The organism is Pseudoalteromonas sp. c7(2019), from assembly GCF_011378625.1.
Classification (GTDB): Bacteria; Pseudomonadota; Gammaproteobacteria; order Enterobacterales; family Alteromonadaceae; genus Pseudoalteromonas; species Pseudoalteromonas arctica.
On record NZ_WTKS01000015.1, the window covers coordinates 49,060 to 64,991 of the forward strand.

At 39.8% G+C, this 15,932-nt stretch carries 15 protein-coding genes; 6 read left to right on the plus strand and 9 right to left on the minus strand.

From position 1 onward, the window contains the following. Positions 1 to 46: 46 nt before the first annotated feature. From GQR38_RS15835 to GQR38_RS15850, 4 genes are all read left to right on the plus strand, one after another. Complete coding sequence (locus GQR38_RS15835) at positions 47 to 1,216, plus strand: efflux RND transporter periplasmic adaptor subunit (RefSeq protein ID WP_010553970.1); 1,170 nt, start codon at positions 47 to 49, stop codon at positions 1,214 to 1,216. Positions 1,217 to 1,228: 12 nt separating this feature from the next. Beyond that, positions 1,229 to 4,363, plus strand: coding sequence for an efflux RND transporter permease subunit (locus GQR38_RS15840; RefSeq protein WP_165722608.1), 3,135 nt, complete (start codon positions 1,229 to 1,231; stop codon positions 4,361 to 4,363). Continuing rightward, on the plus strand, positions 4,360 to 5,778 hold the full coding sequence (locus GQR38_RS15845) for an efflux transporter outer membrane subunit (protein WP_165722606.1): 1,419 nt from the start codon (positions 4,360 to 4,362) through the stop codon (positions 5,776 to 5,778). The genes GQR38_RS15840 and GQR38_RS15845 overlap by 4 nt, the downstream gene beginning before the upstream one ends. 96 nt (positions 5,779 to 5,874) lie before the next feature. Further along, entirely contained in the window at positions 5,875 to 6,501 is a 627-nt protein-coding gene (locus tag GQR38_RS15850) for a TetR/AcrR family transcriptional regulator (RefSeq protein ID WP_165722604.1), read from the plus strand. Positions 6,502 to 6,566: 65 nt separating this feature from the next. On the opposite strand, the gene GQR38_RS15855 is transcribed toward GQR38_RS15850, so the two are convergent. The 6 genes from GQR38_RS15855 to GQR38_RS15880 form a co-directional block, all read right to left on the minus strand. Continuing rightward, complete coding sequence (locus GQR38_RS15855; RefSeq protein ID WP_165722602.1) at positions 6,567 to 7,679, minus strand: HupE/UreJ family protein; 1,113 nt, start codon at positions 7,677 to 7,679, stop codon at positions 6,567 to 6,569. Further along, entirely contained in the window at positions 7,676 to 8,701 is a 1,026-nt protein-coding gene (locus GQR38_RS15860; protein ID WP_165722600.1) for a hypothetical protein, read from the minus strand. The genes GQR38_RS15855 and GQR38_RS15860 overlap by 4 nt, the downstream gene beginning before the upstream one ends. A gap of 53 nt (positions 8,702 to 8,754) precedes the next feature. Beyond that, positions 8,755 to 9,264 carry an Ig-like domain-containing protein gene (locus tag GQR38_RS15865; protein ID WP_024607522.1) on the minus strand — a complete coding sequence of 170 codons (510 nt, stop codon included), beginning with the start codon at positions 9,262 to 9,264 and terminating at the stop codon, positions 8,755 to 8,757. Between the two features lie 11 nt (positions 9,265 to 9,275). After that, positions 9,276 to 10,868, minus strand: a complete 1,593-nt coding sequence (locus GQR38_RS15870) for a DUF4331 domain-containing protein (RefSeq protein WP_165722598.1) — start codon at positions 10,866 to 10,868, stop codon at positions 9,276 to 9,278. 158 nt (positions 10,869 to 11,026) lie between these two features. Beyond that, entirely contained in the window at positions 11,027 to 11,710 is a 684-nt protein-coding gene (locus tag GQR38_RS15875) for an anti-sigma factor (protein ID WP_024593134.1), read from the minus strand. Then, on the minus strand, positions 11,707 to 12,231 hold the full coding sequence (locus GQR38_RS15880) for a sigma-70 family RNA polymerase sigma factor (protein WP_007582398.1): 525 nt from the start codon (positions 12,229 to 12,231) through the stop codon (positions 11,707 to 11,709). Before GQR38_RS15880 ends, GQR38_RS15875 begins: the two co-directional genes overlap by 4 nt. Before the next feature lie 349 nt (positions 12,232 to 12,580). Here GQR38_RS15880 and GQR38_RS15885 point away from each other — a divergent pair, with 349 nt between their 5' ends. Then, positions 12,581 to 14,200 (plus strand): diacylglycerol kinase family protein, encoded by a 1,620-nt coding sequence (locus GQR38_RS15885; RefSeq protein WP_165722596.1) that lies wholly within the window; start codon positions 12,581 to 12,583, stop codon positions 14,198 to 14,200. 50 nt (positions 14,201 to 14,250) lie between these two features. Here GQR38_RS15885 and GQR38_RS15890 read toward each other — a convergent pair whose 3' ends face one another. Next, a complete protein-coding gene (locus GQR38_RS15890; RefSeq protein ID WP_010553962.1) occupies positions 14,251 to 14,559 on the minus strand; it encodes a VF530 family protein in 309 nt (102 codons plus the stop codon). A 54-nt stretch (positions 14,560 to 14,613) separates the two neighbouring features. Further along, complete coding sequence (locus GQR38_RS15895) at positions 14,614 to 14,916, minus strand: DUF1496 domain-containing protein (protein WP_008134362.1); 303 nt, start codon at positions 14,914 to 14,916, stop codon at positions 14,614 to 14,616. A gap of 138 nt (positions 14,917 to 15,054) precedes the next feature. On the opposite strand from GQR38_RS15895, the gene GQR38_RS15900 reads away from it, so the two are divergent. Continuing rightward, on the plus strand, positions 15,055 to 15,288 hold the full coding sequence (locus GQR38_RS15900; RefSeq protein WP_007582405.1) for a TIGR02647 family protein: 234 nt from the start codon (positions 15,055 to 15,057) through the stop codon (positions 15,286 to 15,288). 12 nt (positions 15,289 to 15,300) lie between these two features. Here the strand turns inward: GQR38_RS15900 and maiA are convergent, their stop codons facing one another. Then, positions 15,301 to 15,930 carry a maleylacetoacetate isomerase gene (gene maiA / locus GQR38_RS15905; protein WP_165722594.1) on the minus strand — a complete coding sequence of 210 codons (630 nt, stop codon included), beginning with the start codon at positions 15,928 to 15,930 and terminating at the stop codon, positions 15,301 to 15,303. Positions 15,931 to 15,932: the final 2 nt, after the last annotated feature.

Here is a 15,932-nt window from a genome sequence, read left to right on the forward strand (position 1 = left end):
TTTTAATTTAGAATGATCGTTCACTCTAAACTAAAAGGTATTTAACATGCAGCGTTCCCGCATCGCTTTATTTGTATTGTCAGCCCTCGTCGGTTCTGTTGCTTTAACTGGTTGCGATCAGGCTGCTGAGCAGTCACAAGCTTCAGCTCCTAAAGCTGTACCAGTGGGTGTACTTACATTAAAAAGCCAAGCGCTTACTCTCAAAAAAGAACTTCCTGGTCGTATCAGTGCATTTCAAATTGCTGAAATTCGCCCACAAGTAAGTGGTATTGTGCAATCTCGTTTATTTGTTGAAGGTAAAGAGGTTAAACAAGGCCAGGCTCTGTATCAAATAGACCCTGCGACATTTGAAGCAGACTTAGCAGCAAGTGAAGCAAGTGTTGCACGTGCTCAGGCGAGTATTTCAAGTAGTAAAGCTAAAGCATCTCGTTTTAGCGAGCTTTTAAAAATAAAAGCGGTAAGTCAGCAAGACTTTGATGAAGCAGATGCCGCATACAAACAAGCAAAAGCAGAATTATTAACGGCTAAAGCGCAGTTAAAATCGGCGCAAATTAACCTTGATTACAGCCATGTGTCGTCACCAATTAGTGGTCAAATTAGTAAATCAAGCGTAACTGTAGGTGCACTAGTTAGTGCTAACCAAAGTACTGCACTTGCTACAGTGACTCAGTTAGATCCAATTTATATCGATTTAACACAATCAAGTAATGAGCTTACCAAACTTAAAAAAGCAATATCATCAGGTGCTCTAAGTGTTGATTCGACTAGCCAAACTGACGTTGAACTTATTATGGAAGATGGCTCTGTTTATCCTCATAAAGGCACATTGCAGTTTTCTGAAGTGACAGTTGATCCAAGTACTGGCTCAGTAATACTACGTGCTAAATTTTCAAACCCAGAAAAATTATTACTGCCAGGCATGTATGCCCGAGCTTCTATTGTGGAAGGTGTTAAGGCGGGTGCTATTTTAGCTCCGCAACGTGGTGTTAGCCGTAATTCAAAAGGCGAACCAACAGCAATGGTTGTCAGCAAAGATAACACAGTAGAAAGCCGCGTATTAAAAGTAGATAGAACGATTGGTTCTGATTGGCTTGTTACTGATGGCTTAATGGATGGCGATAAATTAATAGTTGAAGGTTTACAAAAAATCCGCCCTGGTGCACCAGTGAATCCATCTGAAATTCAATCGTCTACTAAAGCCGATCAAGCGCAATAACGGAGAGTTTTAATGTCACGATTTTTTATCGATAGACCGATATTTGCTTGGGTACTCGCTATTGTAGTGATGCTTGCAGGTATTTTGGCGATTAGGAGTTTACCTATTTCGCAGTATCCTTCAATTGCACCACCTGCAGTGAGTATTACTGCAACGTACCCTGGTGCATCTGCACGTACACTTGAAGATACGGTAACGCAAGTTATTGAGCAAAAAATGAAAGGACTTGATGGCCTGCTTTATATGTCATCTACGTCTGAGTCGAGTGGTTCTGCTACGCTTACACTTTCGTTTAGCGCTGAAACAGACCCTGATATTGCACAAGTCCAAGTGCAAAATAAGCTAGCGACAGCGACTCCACTATTACCAGAAGCCGTACAAAGGCAAGGTGTTGTAGTTGCAAAGTCAGCGCGTAACTTTTTAATGGTTTATGCTTTTGTGTCTAAAGATGGCAGCATGACCAATATTGATATTGGCGATTATGTTTCATCAAACGTGCAAGATATTGTCTCGCGTGTTGAAGGCGTAGGTGAAGTGCAGCTGTTTGGTTCTCAGTACGCGATGCGTATTTGGTTAGACCCTTCAAAGTTACAAAATTATAAGCTGACACCTGCTGATATTAGTGCATCAATTAGTGCGCAAAATGCACAAGTATCTGCCGGTCAACTTGGCGGTATGCCTGCCGTTGATGGTCAGCAACTTAATGCAACAGTAACAGCGCAAAGTCGATTACAAACGCCAGAGCAATTTGAACAAATATTGGTTAAAACTAATCCAGATGGCTCTTTTGTACGTCTAGAGGACGTTGCTAGAGTAGAGCTTGGCGGTGAAAGCTACCGCGTTGTTGCTCGTTACGATGGGCAACCTGCATCAGGGTTAGGTATTAAATTAGCCAGTGGTGCTAACGCACTTGATACTGCCGCTGGAGTTAAAAAAGCAATTGAAGAGCTAAAACCGTTTTTCCCTGAAGGGTTAGATGCTGTTATACCTTACGACACAACGCCGTTTGTATCGTTATCTATCGAAAAAGTTATTCACACCTTAATTGAAGCTGTTGTACTTGTTTTTGTAGTTATGTATTTGTTCCTACAAAACTTTAGGGCAACACTTATACCAACAATAGCAGTGCCAGTGGTTTTACTAGGTACGTTTGGTATTTTGTACACCTTTGGTTATTCAATAAATACGCTAACGATGTTTGCGATGGTACTTGCCATAGGCTTATTGGTAGATGACGCAATCGTTGTGGTAGAAAACGTTGAGCGCTTAATGACCGAGGAAAAACTCTCGGCACTTGAAGCTACGCGTAAATCTATGGATGAAATTAAAGGCGCGCTGGTAGGTATTGCCATGGTGCTTTCTGCGGTATTTATCCCAATGGCATTCTTTAGTGGCTCTACCGGTATTATTTATCGTCAGTTTTCTATAACACTGGTATCGGCGATGGGGTTATCTGTTTTAGTTGCTCTTATTTTAACGCCTGCATTGTGTGCAACGCTTTTAAAACCAAGCCATGTACATAACAATGAGACGTTATTTGGCCGATTTTTTACAGGCTTTAACCGTGGTTTTGATAAAACAAATTCAGGTGCACAAAGCTTTGTAGGCCGTATGCTTACGCACTCTAAACGCTACTTACTTATTTATGGCGTGATTGTGGGCGGTATGGTTTATGTATTCTCAAGCTTGCCAACGGCATTTTTACCTGACGAAGACCAAGGTATTTTGTTTAACCAAGTTTCACTGCCAGCAGGCTCTACAACACAACAAACGCTTGAGGTTGTTAAAAAGGTAGAAAATCACTTTTTAAACGATCAATCTGAAGCTGTGAATGGTATTTTTACCGTTACTGGTTTTAGTTTTGCAGGCTCTGGCCAAAACTCAGCAATTGCCTTTGTTAACCTTAAACATTGGGATGAGCGTCAGCGTGACGAGTTATCTGTTCAAGGTGTTGCAGGTAAAGCGATGGACTACTTTTCAACGATAAAAGAAGCGTTTGTGTTTGCATTCCCGCCACCTGCAATTGTTGAACTGGGTACTGCTAATGGCTTCAATATTTTCTTACAAGACCGTGTAGGCCTTGGCCATGACGCACTTTTGGCGGCACGAAATCAGTTATTAGGTTTAGCAAGCCAAAGTCCAATTTTAGCGGGCGTACGTCCAAATGGACAAGAAGATATGCCAGAACTACAACTTGATACAGATTTGGCAAAAGCCGAAGCGCTTGGTGTGTCGCAAAACGATATTAACAGTACACTTTCGACAGCATGGGGTAGTAGTTATGTGAATGACTTTATTGACCGTGGTCGAGTTAAAAAAGTGTATATGCAAGGTGATGCACAATCGCGCATGGTGCCTGAGGATCTAAATAAGTGGTATGTGCGCAATGACAATGGCGATATGGTGCCGTTTTCAGCGTTTGCTAGTGCCTACTGGACGTATGGTTCGCCACGTTTAGAGCGTTACAATGGTTTTTCAGCAATGGAAATTCAAGGTAGTGCAGCGCCGGGTTACAGTACAGGCCAAGCAATGGATGAAATGGAGCGTTTAGTTAAACAATTACCTAATGGTATTTCGTCTGAGTGGACCGGTATTTCATTCCAAGAGCGCTCAAGTAGCGGTCAAGCACCTTTACTATATGGCTTATCGCTGTTGTTTGTATTTTTATGTTTAGCCGCGCTTTATGAAAGTTGGTCGGTACCGTTTGCGGTAATGATGATTGTGCCTCTGGGTATCTTTGGTGCGATTATGGCAGCGCTAGGCGGTGGCTTATCAAACGATATTTACTTGCAGGTAGGCTTGTTGACCACCATTGGTTTGGCATCTAAAAATGCGATACTGATTGTAGAGTTTGCGATTCATAAAATGGATGAAGGGTTGGGATTAGTAGATGCAGCTATTGCAGCTGTACGCTTACGATTACGTCCAATACTCATGACTTCGATGGCCTTTATTTGTGGTGTTTTACCACTTGCAATAGCCTCAAGTGCGGGCTCGGGCGCACAAAATGCGTTAGGTATTTCGATTATTGGCGGCACACTCGCATCATCAATATTAGTTGTTGTATTTGTACCGTTGTTCTTTGTGTTAGTTCGCCGTGTATTTCCTGGAAAAACTAACGAGACAACAAAGGAGAGGGCAGAATGAGCATTAAAACATTCAGCCTAAGTGCAATTGCTCTATTGGTGCTAAGTGGTTGTCAATTAGCGCCAGAGCAAAAAGACCTTGCTCTACCAGTATCTGATGCTTATGCATCAGGTACTGAGCAAAGCGCTGCACAGCAATTAAATTGGCAGCAGTTTTTTAATGATGAAAAACTACAAACCTTAATTACGCAAAGCCTTGAGCATAATAAAGACATGCAAATTGCTGTGCTTAACGTGCAGCGTGTGCGTGGTTTGTATCAAATCGAAGACTCTGCTTTGTACCCGTCACTTGATTTAAATGCTTCTGGTACGCGCCAGCGTTTACCGGCTGATTTATCCGGTACTGGCGATGCAGCTATTAGCTCGCAATACAGTGCAACAGTGGGTATTACATCTTATGAGTTAGATATTTGGGGCAAAGTACGCAACCAATCAGCGCAAGCACTCCAAAATTTATACTCTACAGAGCTTAGCCAATACAGTACGCAGGTGTCTTTAATTTCAGAGTTGGCAAATGCGTGGCTTAGTTACGCGACGGACTTACAACTGCTAGAGCTTGCAAAAGAAACGCTCACCTCTCAGCAAGAGTCATTATCGCTTACGCAAAAAAGTTTTGATTTAGGTGCAACTTCTTCAATTACCCTTGAGCAGCTTAGAAGTACAGTTGCTACGGCAAAAGTAGACATAGCTACGTACAAGCGTTTGTTAAAACGTGATAAAAGTGCCCTAGATTTATTAGTGGGTAAATCTGTTTCAGCTGATTTGCTGCCTAATAAAGACCTGACTAACTTGATCAGTATGCCAGAAGTGCCGGTTGGTTTACCGTCTGACCTGTTATCGCAGCGCCCTGATATTAAAGCCGCTGAGCACTTAATGCTTGCTGCAAATGCCAATATTGGTATTGCACGTGCGGCGTTTTATCCAAGTATTAGCTTAACAGCCAATGCCGGGTCTGCTTCAAGTGATTTAAGTGGCTTGTTTGATTCAGGCTCGGGTACATGGAGTTTTGTGCCGTCAATTAGCTTACCTATTTTTAATATGGGACGTAACCAAGCAAATCTTGATGTAGCAAAAGCCGATCAAGCAATTGCAGTGGCTACGTACCAGCAAAAAATTCAAAATGCGTTTCGCGAAGTTGCCGATGCACTTGCTGATAGAGAAGGTTACCAAGAGCAATTAAGTGCACTTGATATGCTTATAAGTAGCCGACAAATCACGTTTGATTTATCAAAAATGCGTTACGAAAAAGGCGCAGATAGCTACTTGCAAGTACTTGATGCTCAGCGTACATGGTACGGCGCACAACAACAGTTAATTTCGGGTCAGCAAGCGTATCTTGCAAGCCAAATTAACTTGTACAAAGCGCTTGGTGGCGGATGGAACGTAACCAGTGAAACAGCTCAGGTAGAGAAATAATATTTGCGGCTTTTAAAGCCGCATTACATATTTACATGGCGAGACTATTTATAGCTCTTGCTTTACTGGGTTTATGACTTGGTAGTGGAGTTGAACATGAAGCCTAAAGCAAAAAGGCAAACAGATCCCGCAATAGCACTTGCTAGGCGTGAGCAAATATTAACAGCTGCTGCAGAGTGTTTTCGCCGAAAAGGTTATCACGGTGCAGGTATGGCTGAAATATCTAAAACGGCAGGGATGAGTGCAGGCCATATTTATAATTACTTTGAAAGTAAAGAAGCCATTATAGAAAGCATTATTGAAAAAGACATGGAAGAAATGTTCTCCATCTTTCAAAAGTTTGAAGATCATCCTGGTGATGTTTTAGCGGCTCTTTTAGATGGATTAAATATTGGTGTGCAAAGGCATATGGATACAGGCTCGTGTGTTATTGATTTAGACATGATGGCAGAAGCAGGTCGAAATGTTAAAGTAGCAACTCTCTTGCGTGAAACCGATATTCAAGCAAGAGGGCGCATGAGACAGCTTTTAACAAGCGAGCGAAGTGCGCTCAAAGACATTGATGAGCTTGAACTTGAAAGCCGAATTAACGTTATTTTTTCGATGATGGCGGGGTTATTACTCAGAAAGTTACTCTACCCAGAGTTAACCGAAGAAACAGTGTTAATAGCGCTTCGCCCTGCGATGAAAACATTACTGATGCCATTTGATAAAGCGCAGTAACGCTCAAAATAAATAACTAAAAGTAAGCTAGCCAATATTTGGCTAGCTTTTTTATTTTAGTCTATTTAAAAGCGCTCGATTGACCACTGAAGTGCAACAATTGCGATAGCAACGGAGCCCATTGGCATTAACCACTTTTTATACCAAGTGTAGTGTCGTACATAAATGAGTATTGGTAAGGCTACTAGTAAGATACTAAGTTGACCGATTTCGACGCCTAAATTAAACGCTAAAATGCTAAGCAGCTGATAGTCGCTCGACAAGCCAAGCTCGCCAAGTACGCTCGCAAATCCCATCCCATGCAGTAAACCAAAAGCAAAAGTAAGCCAACCTAAACGAAGTACCAACGGCCACACATTATTTAATGCTGCAAATAAAACAGATATAGCAATTCCAAGCTCTACCCAGCGGCTATTTGGTGAGACTAAGCTCATAGCTGTTGCGGTAAGCGTAATAGAGTGCGCAAGTGTAAACGCGGTTACTATCCATGCTGTGTGTTTAATAATTTGTTTTTTAGAGCTAATACCTTGCCATGCTTTATCGCTGCGCTTTAAAACACAGGTAAGTAACAGGGCGATTAAAAATAAAATATGATCAATACCAATCCAAATATGTAAAACACCTTGATACACGTATTGATTAAACGTACTTAAATAACTTGTTTGCTCAAAGCTGAACGTTTGTTGTGCCTCGTTGATATTAAATACACGAGATACACCGTTTATATTTACGATGGATTTATGATTGGCATCGGTTTTAAAAAAAGCGGAATAGGAAAGGGAGATTGCTTCATTGTCATCACAGCTAACCAGCAGCGGAATAACCAAATAAGGCTGGTTAAAATGGTTATCTAGCTGATAGATTCCTTCACTTTTTAAAGGGCATGATTGCGCGTTTTGCGTGATATTTAAATTTTCTTCAATGAAGTTATTAATTGAGCTGCGTTTTGCTTTTATTTCTGCCCACGAAATTTGCCCGTTTTTATCTAAATCCAGAGGCACTGCGTGCTCTAAGTCGGCTATATTAATTTGCCAGGTACCCGTGTATTGGTTTTTGTTGGTGTCGTTATTGTTCTCGCTATTTAAGGTTATATAACTTGTACTTAGTTGATGGGCAAAGCTGTAAGTTGAAAAAATGCACAGCATTAAAGTGAGTATAAATAGATAAGGCGTTTTCATAGTGTGTCTCGTTGCATCGCTTTTGCTTGAGTAAGTAATTGCTCATCGGTGCTCATTTTAGCCTGTTGCCAATTAATATGAGCCCAGTAAAGTGCTTTTTCGCGATTTGGTTGTACATCAAGGTAATATTTAGCTAAGTCACTTGCATGAAAAGAATCTTTGCGAAGCTCTCGTAGTGTAACTCTTTGCGTCATTGTATTTTGCCATTTTTTATCGCGTTTATTTAGTTTTTTTTCTGCGATTGAAAGTCTTAGCAAAATAGCATCCTCTAAATTACTTTTATCAGGAAGCAGTACGCTTAATGTATTTAATACTTGTTGTGGTTGATTTAGAGCAATTTGAATATCGGCCCATAAAACAATAAGGCTCACAGGGGCTTGAACTAAATCTACACTTTGTAAGTGAAACAATGCTTGTTTGTAGTTATTTAAACGGTAGCTCATTTCACTTAAAACATGGTTTGTAGCTAGGCTAGTTTGATTATTATTTATAATTTTTACTAATGCTTGGTAGTTGTCTAAAACGCTTTCATGTTGGCTTTGTACATCGAGTACACAGGTGCTAGCAGTAATAGTGCTTACTTGCCCAATTAAGGCTACGCAGTGTTTTTTTGCTTGTGCGAACTTACCTTGAGTCATAAATATATTGGCTAGCAATAAATGGCTATTACTATGCTGTGGCTCTTTAATCAAAACGTTGTTAGCAATATCAATAGCTTCGTCAAAAAGGTGCTCTTTTTGTAAAACGCGAGCATATAAGTAACCAATTTGAGATGAGGGTGTGTGTTTATATAGCTGGGCTAAACGGGTTTTAAGTAGCCCCTGTAAGCGCTCTGTTTGGCCGGCATATTGGCTGTTAGTGACTAATGTATTTATTTCGTCAACAGAGAGGGAAGCACTAAGCGTTGAATTACTTTTAGCAATAACTGCATCATCTTTTGGGGTAAAAGGCGCAGCGCTTAACGCAAAGGGTGTTAGGCATAAAGTAATAAATGCGACGGACTTAAAAATTGATAAATGCATTATAAATATCCTTTGAAAAAAGCCATCCATGGCCTGTCAGCTTAATTACTTGGTTAGTTACCGTTTGTTGAAATTAATCCATCAACATCGGTATCGGTGTTTGTAAACACCCGACCGTTAACAGTTAACGGCTCTGCATTTGGGGCTTGATTAAATGCATCGGTTGCAAATTGAGCAAAGTCGACTTGTAGTGCGTCAATTGTAATGTTCACTGTTGCAGTTACTTGCGAATTAACGCCATCACTTACACCAAACATAAAACTATCTGAACCTGTCACTTCTTTATTCGGTGTATAGGTAAAGTTACCATCGCTATTAAGGGTAACAGTTCCGAGAGTTGGCTCACTTGTTAACGAGTAAGTAAGCGAATCGCCATCATTGTCGGTTGCGCTAAGCATATCGGTAATGCTTACTTCCGTTTGTGTAGTTAGCATTGCATCACTTGCTGTAGGCGCTGTGTTTACAACCGGAGTAGGCTGTTTTTTATCATCATCGCTACTACATGCTCCCAATGTTAATGCACTGAGTAGAACACAAATATGGGTAGTTTTTAAATTACGCATTATTTTACTCCTTATTTAGAGCCAGCAAGCGGTGTTGCAAGGTATGGGAATGATGAATCCATCATTGTTGCATCAATAGGTGCGCCGTCTGTAAATGGCACTGTGCCTGTATTAGCATCCTCTGGTGCACAAAGTCCTAAATCAGTGTCTTCACCACTTACAGGGATAGGATGACATAAACGACCCATCACAACACGAAGTGCTATATCAACCACATCATCACCCGGGCGACGACCATTTGGGAAGCCGGCTAAATCATTACCCGCTACACCAAATGCAGATTGATCAGCTTGCGCTGTTGCTGCAATGCCTGTATTTAAACGTAGCATTTCTGAAGGTGTCACAGTTGCTTGTTGATTAACGCCTGCAAAACCTGTTAAAAATGCAGTGATTAAATCAGTACGCGGGAAGTTTGTGGGTGCCAGTGTTTCTAAGTTTTCGCCAAGGGTCGTATTAACAGCATCTTTAAATAAAATGTTTAATAACTCTGGTAGTGCTGGATGAGATACATAATCTAAAAATTGTGCATCATCTTTAGGGTGAGCAGTGGAGAATGTGTCTTTGTCTTTAATGCCAATTACAAGCTCGTTTACAAGCGGGCTACCCAAGCGTGAAACTTGTGTTAAAGCACCACCATTAACGGCGTTATTAGCAAATTTAGCATTAGGGTTTAATACGCGAGCTTGAGGTAGGCTTGCTGTTGTCCACGAACCTATTACGCCGTTACCTTCACCAACAATACAGCTTTTAGGTATTTCGATAGCGATTGACGTTACGTTTTTATCTGCAAGGTCGTCGTTATCAGCTGATTGTGTTATACCACCTGGAAAACCACCGCCGTCACCAGCACCAGGGGCGCTATCACCCTCTACAGGTACATAGTTAACTAAATCAAATGTTTTGCCTAGGTTAACTACAAATGGGTCTTTACGTTGTCCTACAAAAACTTGTGCCATGCTTTCACAGTTAGGAATTGAAACCTGATACACAAATTGGTCAGCGTAAGTTTGGTAATCGCTCATTGAACCAAATGTTTTATTGCCCACATAATCAAGTGGTTTAGAAAATGTACTTGAGTTTGATGCTGTGTTGTTTAATACCGTTGTTTCGCCAGTACGCTGCGCGCCACTAATCATGCTCATTGTGTATGATTCGCTAAAATTTGCAGCGCTGTCATCACCGGCAGATACACCGCCTACATTTTTAAGTGGTACAGACACGGTACGCTGATTACCTTCAGGTCCAACAGTTAATTGCACACCTTGGTTATCATTAGGAAGCATGCTTTTAAAGTTAAACGCAAATGTAATATCTTCAACAGCATCGCCGTCGTTATCTATATGAATGCTGTAGGTAGCATCTGGGTCCATTGCAAAGTAATTAGGACCGCCGTATGCATCTTGCAGCGGGATATAGTTAGCAATTAATGTTACAAAATCATCACGACCTTGCTCGTAACTATTAAATACATAAAAATCGGTTGAATCTAAAGTCGGGAAACGGCTTATATTTGGCGCTTCTCTGTGGCTTGATGCTTCACTTGGTGCACTTACAAACGTACTACATATTACTACTGCGAGTATTGATGGAGTTAAAGCTTTCATGACTTTGTCCTTTAGTTTTGATTGAAGTCATAGCTAATAACGGGGCAGGATTTAAATTGGATGCAAAAAAGTTAAATTATTTTTATTTTTTGTTAAAAAAGTTTTGAAGAAGGTTGGCTGCTTTATGTTAGCAGCCAACTTTGGTCATAATAGTAGGGTTATAAAAGTACCAGCTCTGTGGTGTATAGTACCTCAGTAGGAGATCCATTTGTCGAGCCGCCAATAGGCTCTAAACTCACTGCTAACAATGCGATATCACTTGCGTTAAAGCGGTTATCTTTAAATAATATTTTACTGCCTTGCTTGGGCAGTAAACCCAATGAAATAGGTGCATCTTGACCTTTTAAAATCATCCACAGCTCATAATCTTTATTAGTTTGAGCAACCAATTGGCTACTGGCTTTAATTGAGAGCCCTTGCTCGCTTACATCAATAAACCACAATGATTGTTTATCTTGATTTTGAACCAAAGCAATTTGTTGAGTGTGCATAACATTGGTACTAGGTTGAATAACCAAAAAGGCTAAAACAATACACGCAGCAGTTGCCACAAAAGACCATGTACGCCAAATTGAAGGCTTGGTATGTATGACTGTTTTACTTGTTTGTGGCCTGTTTTCAATACGCTGTAGTATATTTACCCATACATCGTCACGTGGCGTTTGCGGTGTAATAGCACTCGCTAAGTTGTTTAGGTTTTGCTCCCATAGACTTGTTGCTTCACGTGCTTGATTTGAGTTAAGTAACAGACGCTGAAAACGCTTACGGGCAAGCCCTCTAAGTGTGCCAAGCACGTACTGCCCAGCAAGCGCGTCTAATAGTTCGGGTTTATTATAATTCATAATGTTAAACACCTTTGTAGCTGCATAAGCCCACGCCTGATCCAGCTTTTAACTGTACCTAATGGCGTCTCTATATGATCCACTAGCTCGCTATGACTCAGCCCCTTATAATAAGCTAAGTGAATAGCTTGTTTTTGTTGCGGCTCAAGCTGTTCGATACAATTAACCAGTTTCGTTTCTTCATCGTAATTAACGTCAACACTTTCATTTTCATATTCGTCATCGCCTAACGACTGCTCTTTTCGTACTTTGTGATAGCGCAGTGAGTCTAGGCTTCTGTATCTGACTATACTTATCATCCAACTAATAACGGTGCCTTTAGAGGCGTTATATTCAGATGCGTTATGCCAAATTTTTATAAAAGCGTCTTGTAGTGCCTCTTCCGCGTAAGCTCTGTTAGTGAGCATATTTAAACTAATGGCAAAAAGTTTGCCGCTAGTTTGTTGATATAAACTTGAGAAAGCATTTTTGTCTCCTTGTGCTGTTGCGCACAAAAGAGGGAGTAAATCATCGTTATCCATAGGGGTCCTGTTTTTCTTATTATCATTGAGTAAACGGTTGAGAGTGTGATTTGGATGCAAAAAATTTAATTGATTTTTAGATTAGCTGCTTTATACGTTAGTACAAGCAATAACCGATCAGTGTTTGAAATTTAGACGTATAAGTATAATTTATTCACATGCTTGTAAAAAATGCACAAAGAGCAGATTGCACTTAAATTTATTTTATTATTAACATTATATATCAATGGCTTATGATTTTAATTTGAATTTAAAATGCCATTTATATGGCGTGATATTTGCAAAAGAGTACATAAAGCCGTTTAAATTAAAATTAGAAAATCGGAATCATTTACACAAAGGAGAGACTATGTGGGCTGCAATTGGTTATTCACTTTTAGCATTACTACTTATTTTTATTGGTTGGGAAGTAAACTCTGTTTACTTTGCTATTGTTTTTTATTGGACTGCACTGTCACTTTTATTAGTGAGTACCGCATATATTTTTAATACAGCAAAAATATTTAGAAAACGTGAAAATGGGGTGATCCCATTTTATATACGTTGGGCGTTTGTGCCATTTTTATTTGGTGTGCAAATTTATAATGCCTGGTCACGTAAGCGCGATAAAGTGCCGCCAATTCAAAAAATAAACGAAAACCTATTTTTAGCTTGCCGATTATTTCCCTCAGACATAGACACATTAAAAGATAACGGAATTACGGCAATTTTAGATGTAACGTGTGAATTTGATGGACTCGAGTGGAGTTCAACACAAGAGAATATAAATTACTTAAACATTCCGGTGCTCGATCATAGTATTCCTACCCATTCTCAGTTAAATCAGGCTATTAATTGGATACATCATCATATTAAAGAAAACCGTCGCGTAGTTGTACATTGTGCTTTAGGCCGTGGGCGCTCTGTTTTTGTAATGGCGGCTTATTTATTGAGTCAAAACAAAAATGCAGATGTACATGAAGTACTTGCACAAATAAAGGAAACCCGCGAAACCGCAAACTTAAATAAGCATCAGCTGCGTCATTTAGCTAAGCGTCATAAAAAAGGCGAGCTGCTGATTAAAAACAAAGCAGTTTTAATTGCAAATCCAGTATCTGGTACACGATTGTGGCAAGAAAAAGAGCATTTAATTGTTGCGCGGTTATCGGCCTATTACGATTTAACAGTATTGACTACTTCACAAGACGTAAACGGTATTGAGCTTGCTAAACAAGCAATTGCGCAAAAGCCGGACATTATAATAGCGTGTGGAGGCGATGGTACAGTGGCCGAAGTTGCAAGCGTACTTGTAAATACACAATGTAAGCTAGGTATTATACCAATGGGGACTGCAAACGCACTTGCGCATGTATTGATGGGGATTAGCTCTAAATTTATTCCTGTTGAACAAGCCTGTGATTTAATAATTGATGGTCAAACAAGCACAATAGATACCGCTTATTGTAATAATGAATTAGTACTTTTATTAGCGGGCATTGGTTTTGAGCAATCAATGATTGAAAAAGCAGATAGAGAGTCGAAAAATAAATCGGGGCAACTTGCCTACTTAAATGGTTTTTTTGAAGCATTTGGCGAGCAAAAATCACAGCTACTTAGTGTAAAACTCGATGATAATGAGCCGAAAGAAATATGTACAAATAGCTTTATTGTGGCTAATGCTGCGCCTTTTACAACGTTATTGGCTCAAGGTGGTGGGCAGCCAGATCATAGTGACGGGCTTCTTGATGTAAATTGGCTAACACCAAATAATGAAAATTCTACGACAATATTGAGTATTGCAGAACTGATGTTTAGCAGTTTAACGCAAACACATTTAGCTATAAATTCGCATCATACAAATGCTAAAAGAGTCGAGGTGACAGGCGAAGGAGAGCTTAAGTACGTACTTGACGGTGAAGTTAAAACTGCTCACAAACTCGTTATTACTATTGAGCCGGCCTCATTAAATGTGATTTGCAAAGAGCAATAAATCGCGCTACTTACAATCAAAAAAGGAGCTGAATTAGCTCCTTTTTTACATCATTTTTTAATTGATGGCCAAACAAACCCTGTTGTATCCGGCGCTTGAGAAGATGTTTCTCTCGGCGCACTTTTTGGTCTACGAATAGGTTTGTTATTTATAGTGTGAATATAAAGTGCTTCCACTTTATCGCGAGCCCAAGGCGTTTTACGCAAAAACTTTAAACTCGATTTAATGCTCGGTTGATCAGTAAAGCATTTGATTTTTACTTGCTCGCCAAGTGTTCTCCAGCCAAGTCGCTGTTCTAACTCAACAAGTATTTGTTCTAACGTTACCCCATGTAAAGGGTTTTTAGGTTGATTATCCATAGCCATACTACTTATTTAAACTGCGTGCATTGTAGCTCAAATCAGCTTTTAGCGCTAATTCACAGTGATTGTTTTAGGAGCTGTTGGGTAAATAGCATTACCTTGTTTATCTATTTTAAGCCAAATGAGTTGGCTGTTACTGTGCTGGGGTGTTTTAGCACCGCACAAAAGTGTAAATGAGTGAATTTGTATTAATGCGCCTTCGCTATAGCGTTTGTTGTCGTACCAACAGTTTGATTCTTCATTTACAAACTGGTTTGCATCAATAATTGAATGGGTTTTAAGGGTTGTTGCTTCACTAAGTATTGAATACGATAAGCTGCTAAAACAAAAGCATAGAATTAAAAAGTTACGCATTAGAGGCCTTTAAATAGGGAGGGTTAAAAATAATACATTAAGCTAAAAAACGTGCTAGTGTAAAGTACACAAAGTGATTTTAATTATAAACTTAGTTACTCACAGAACAACTTGGATTCAAATAAAAAGGTGCACACAATGCAATTTAATCAAACAATGATCGAAGAATTCACACTATTAGCAAAGTTTCCTCGCGACAGTAAAATGCAGGGTATTAAATTACACTCAGACGCAGAGCCAAGCTTACTTAGTGCAGCGCAACGCTTATTTGAAAAAGGGATTATAGATAGCCCAGATGGCGGGTATTTAACTGATCTGGGCTTAGATTTAATTGAGCACATTACGGTTATTCATAGTGCGCTACAAAGTTAGTTTTAAATTAGCTTAATTTGCATCGGGTTGATTTTGCGGTGCAGCGTCATTAAATGCAGCTAATTTATTACAGTGTTCGTAAATGGCTGCAATTTTTGGATAAGCGCTCATATCTACGTTAAAACGAATTGCATTAAATACTTGCGGCACTAAACAAATATCAGCAAGTGTTGGTTGGTTACCAAAACAGTAGTCATCATTTTCGTTTAGCATCAGTTCTATTTTTTCAAAACTAATTTCTATCCAATGTCGATACCACTTATTTTTAGCCTCGTCATCAACACCTAATTCGTTCGATAAATACTTCAGCACGCGTAAATTATTAACAGGATGAATATCGCAAGCAATGGCAAAGCTTAAATTTCTTATTTGTGCTTTTTGCCATGCAGTTCCTGTAATTAATGGCGATTGCGGATAAGTTTCATCAAGCCATTCCAGTATTGCAAGCGATTGTGCTAAAACACCATCATCGGTTTCAAGTGCAGGTAGTAACCCTTGCGGATTAGTCGCTAAGTATTCTTCCCCAAGCTGCTCCGATTTTAAAAGGTTAACAATAACAAGTTCATGATCAATTGCTTTTAAGTTAAGCGCTATACGCACCCTATAGGCCGCTGATGAGCGAAAGTAGCTGTATAATTTCATAA

Bases quoted from the DNA above. Each gene is read 5' to 3' on its own strand.
- GQR38_RS15835 (WP_010553970.1), top strand. From the start codon at position 47: ATGCAGCGTTCCCGCATCGCTTTATTTGTATTGTCAGCCCTCGTCGGT.
- GQR38_RS15890 (WP_010553962.1), bottom strand. From the start codon at position 14,559: ATGGATAATCAACCTAAAAACCCTTTACATGGGGTAACGTTAGAACAA.
- GQR38_RS15845 (WP_165722606.1), top strand. From the start codon at position 4,360: ATGAGCATTAAAACATTCAGCCTAAGTGCAATTGCTCTATTGGTGCTA.
- maiA (WP_165722594.1), bottom strand. From the start codon at position 15,930: ATGAAATTATACAGCTACTTTCGCTCATCAGCGGCCTATAGGGTGCGT.
- GQR38_RS15900 (WP_007582405.1), top strand. From the start codon at position 15,055: ATGCAATTTAATCAAACAATGATCGAAGAATTCACACTATTAGCAAAG.
- GQR38_RS15860 (WP_165722600.1), bottom strand. From the start codon at position 8,701: ATGCATTTATCAATTTTTAAGTCCGTCGCATTTATTACTTTATGCCTA.
- GQR38_RS15870 (WP_165722598.1), bottom strand. From the start codon at position 10,868: ATGAAAGCTTTAACTCCATCAATACTCGCAGTAGTAATATGTAGTACG.
- GQR38_RS15850 (WP_165722604.1), top strand. From the start codon at position 5,875: ATGAAGCCTAAAGCAAAAAGGCAAACAGATCCCGCAATAGCACTTGCT.
- GQR38_RS15875 (WP_024593134.1), bottom strand. From the start codon at position 11,710: ATGAATTATAATAAACCCGAACTATTAGACGCGCTTGCTGGGCAGTAC.
- GQR38_RS15895 (WP_008134362.1), bottom strand. From the start codon at position 14,916: ATGCGTAACTTTTTAATTCTATGCTTTTGTTTTAGCAGCTTATCGTAT.
- GQR38_RS15885 (WP_165722596.1), top strand. From the start codon at position 12,581: ATGTGGGCTGCAATTGGTTATTCACTTTTAGCATTACTACTTATTTTT.
- GQR38_RS15880 (WP_007582398.1), bottom strand. From the start codon at position 12,231: ATGGATAACGATGATTTACTCCCTCTTTTGTGCGCAACAGCACAAGGA.
- GQR38_RS15840 (WP_165722608.1), top strand. From the start codon at position 1,229: ATGTCACGATTTTTTATCGATAGACCGATATTTGCTTGGGTACTCGCT.
- GQR38_RS15855 (WP_165722602.1), bottom strand. From the start codon at position 7,679: ATGAAAACGCCTTATCTATTTATACTCACTTTAATGCTGTGCATTTTT.
- GQR38_RS15865 (WP_024607522.1), bottom strand. From the start codon at position 9,264: ATGCGTAATTTAAAAACTACCCATATTTGTGTTCTACTCAGTGCATTA.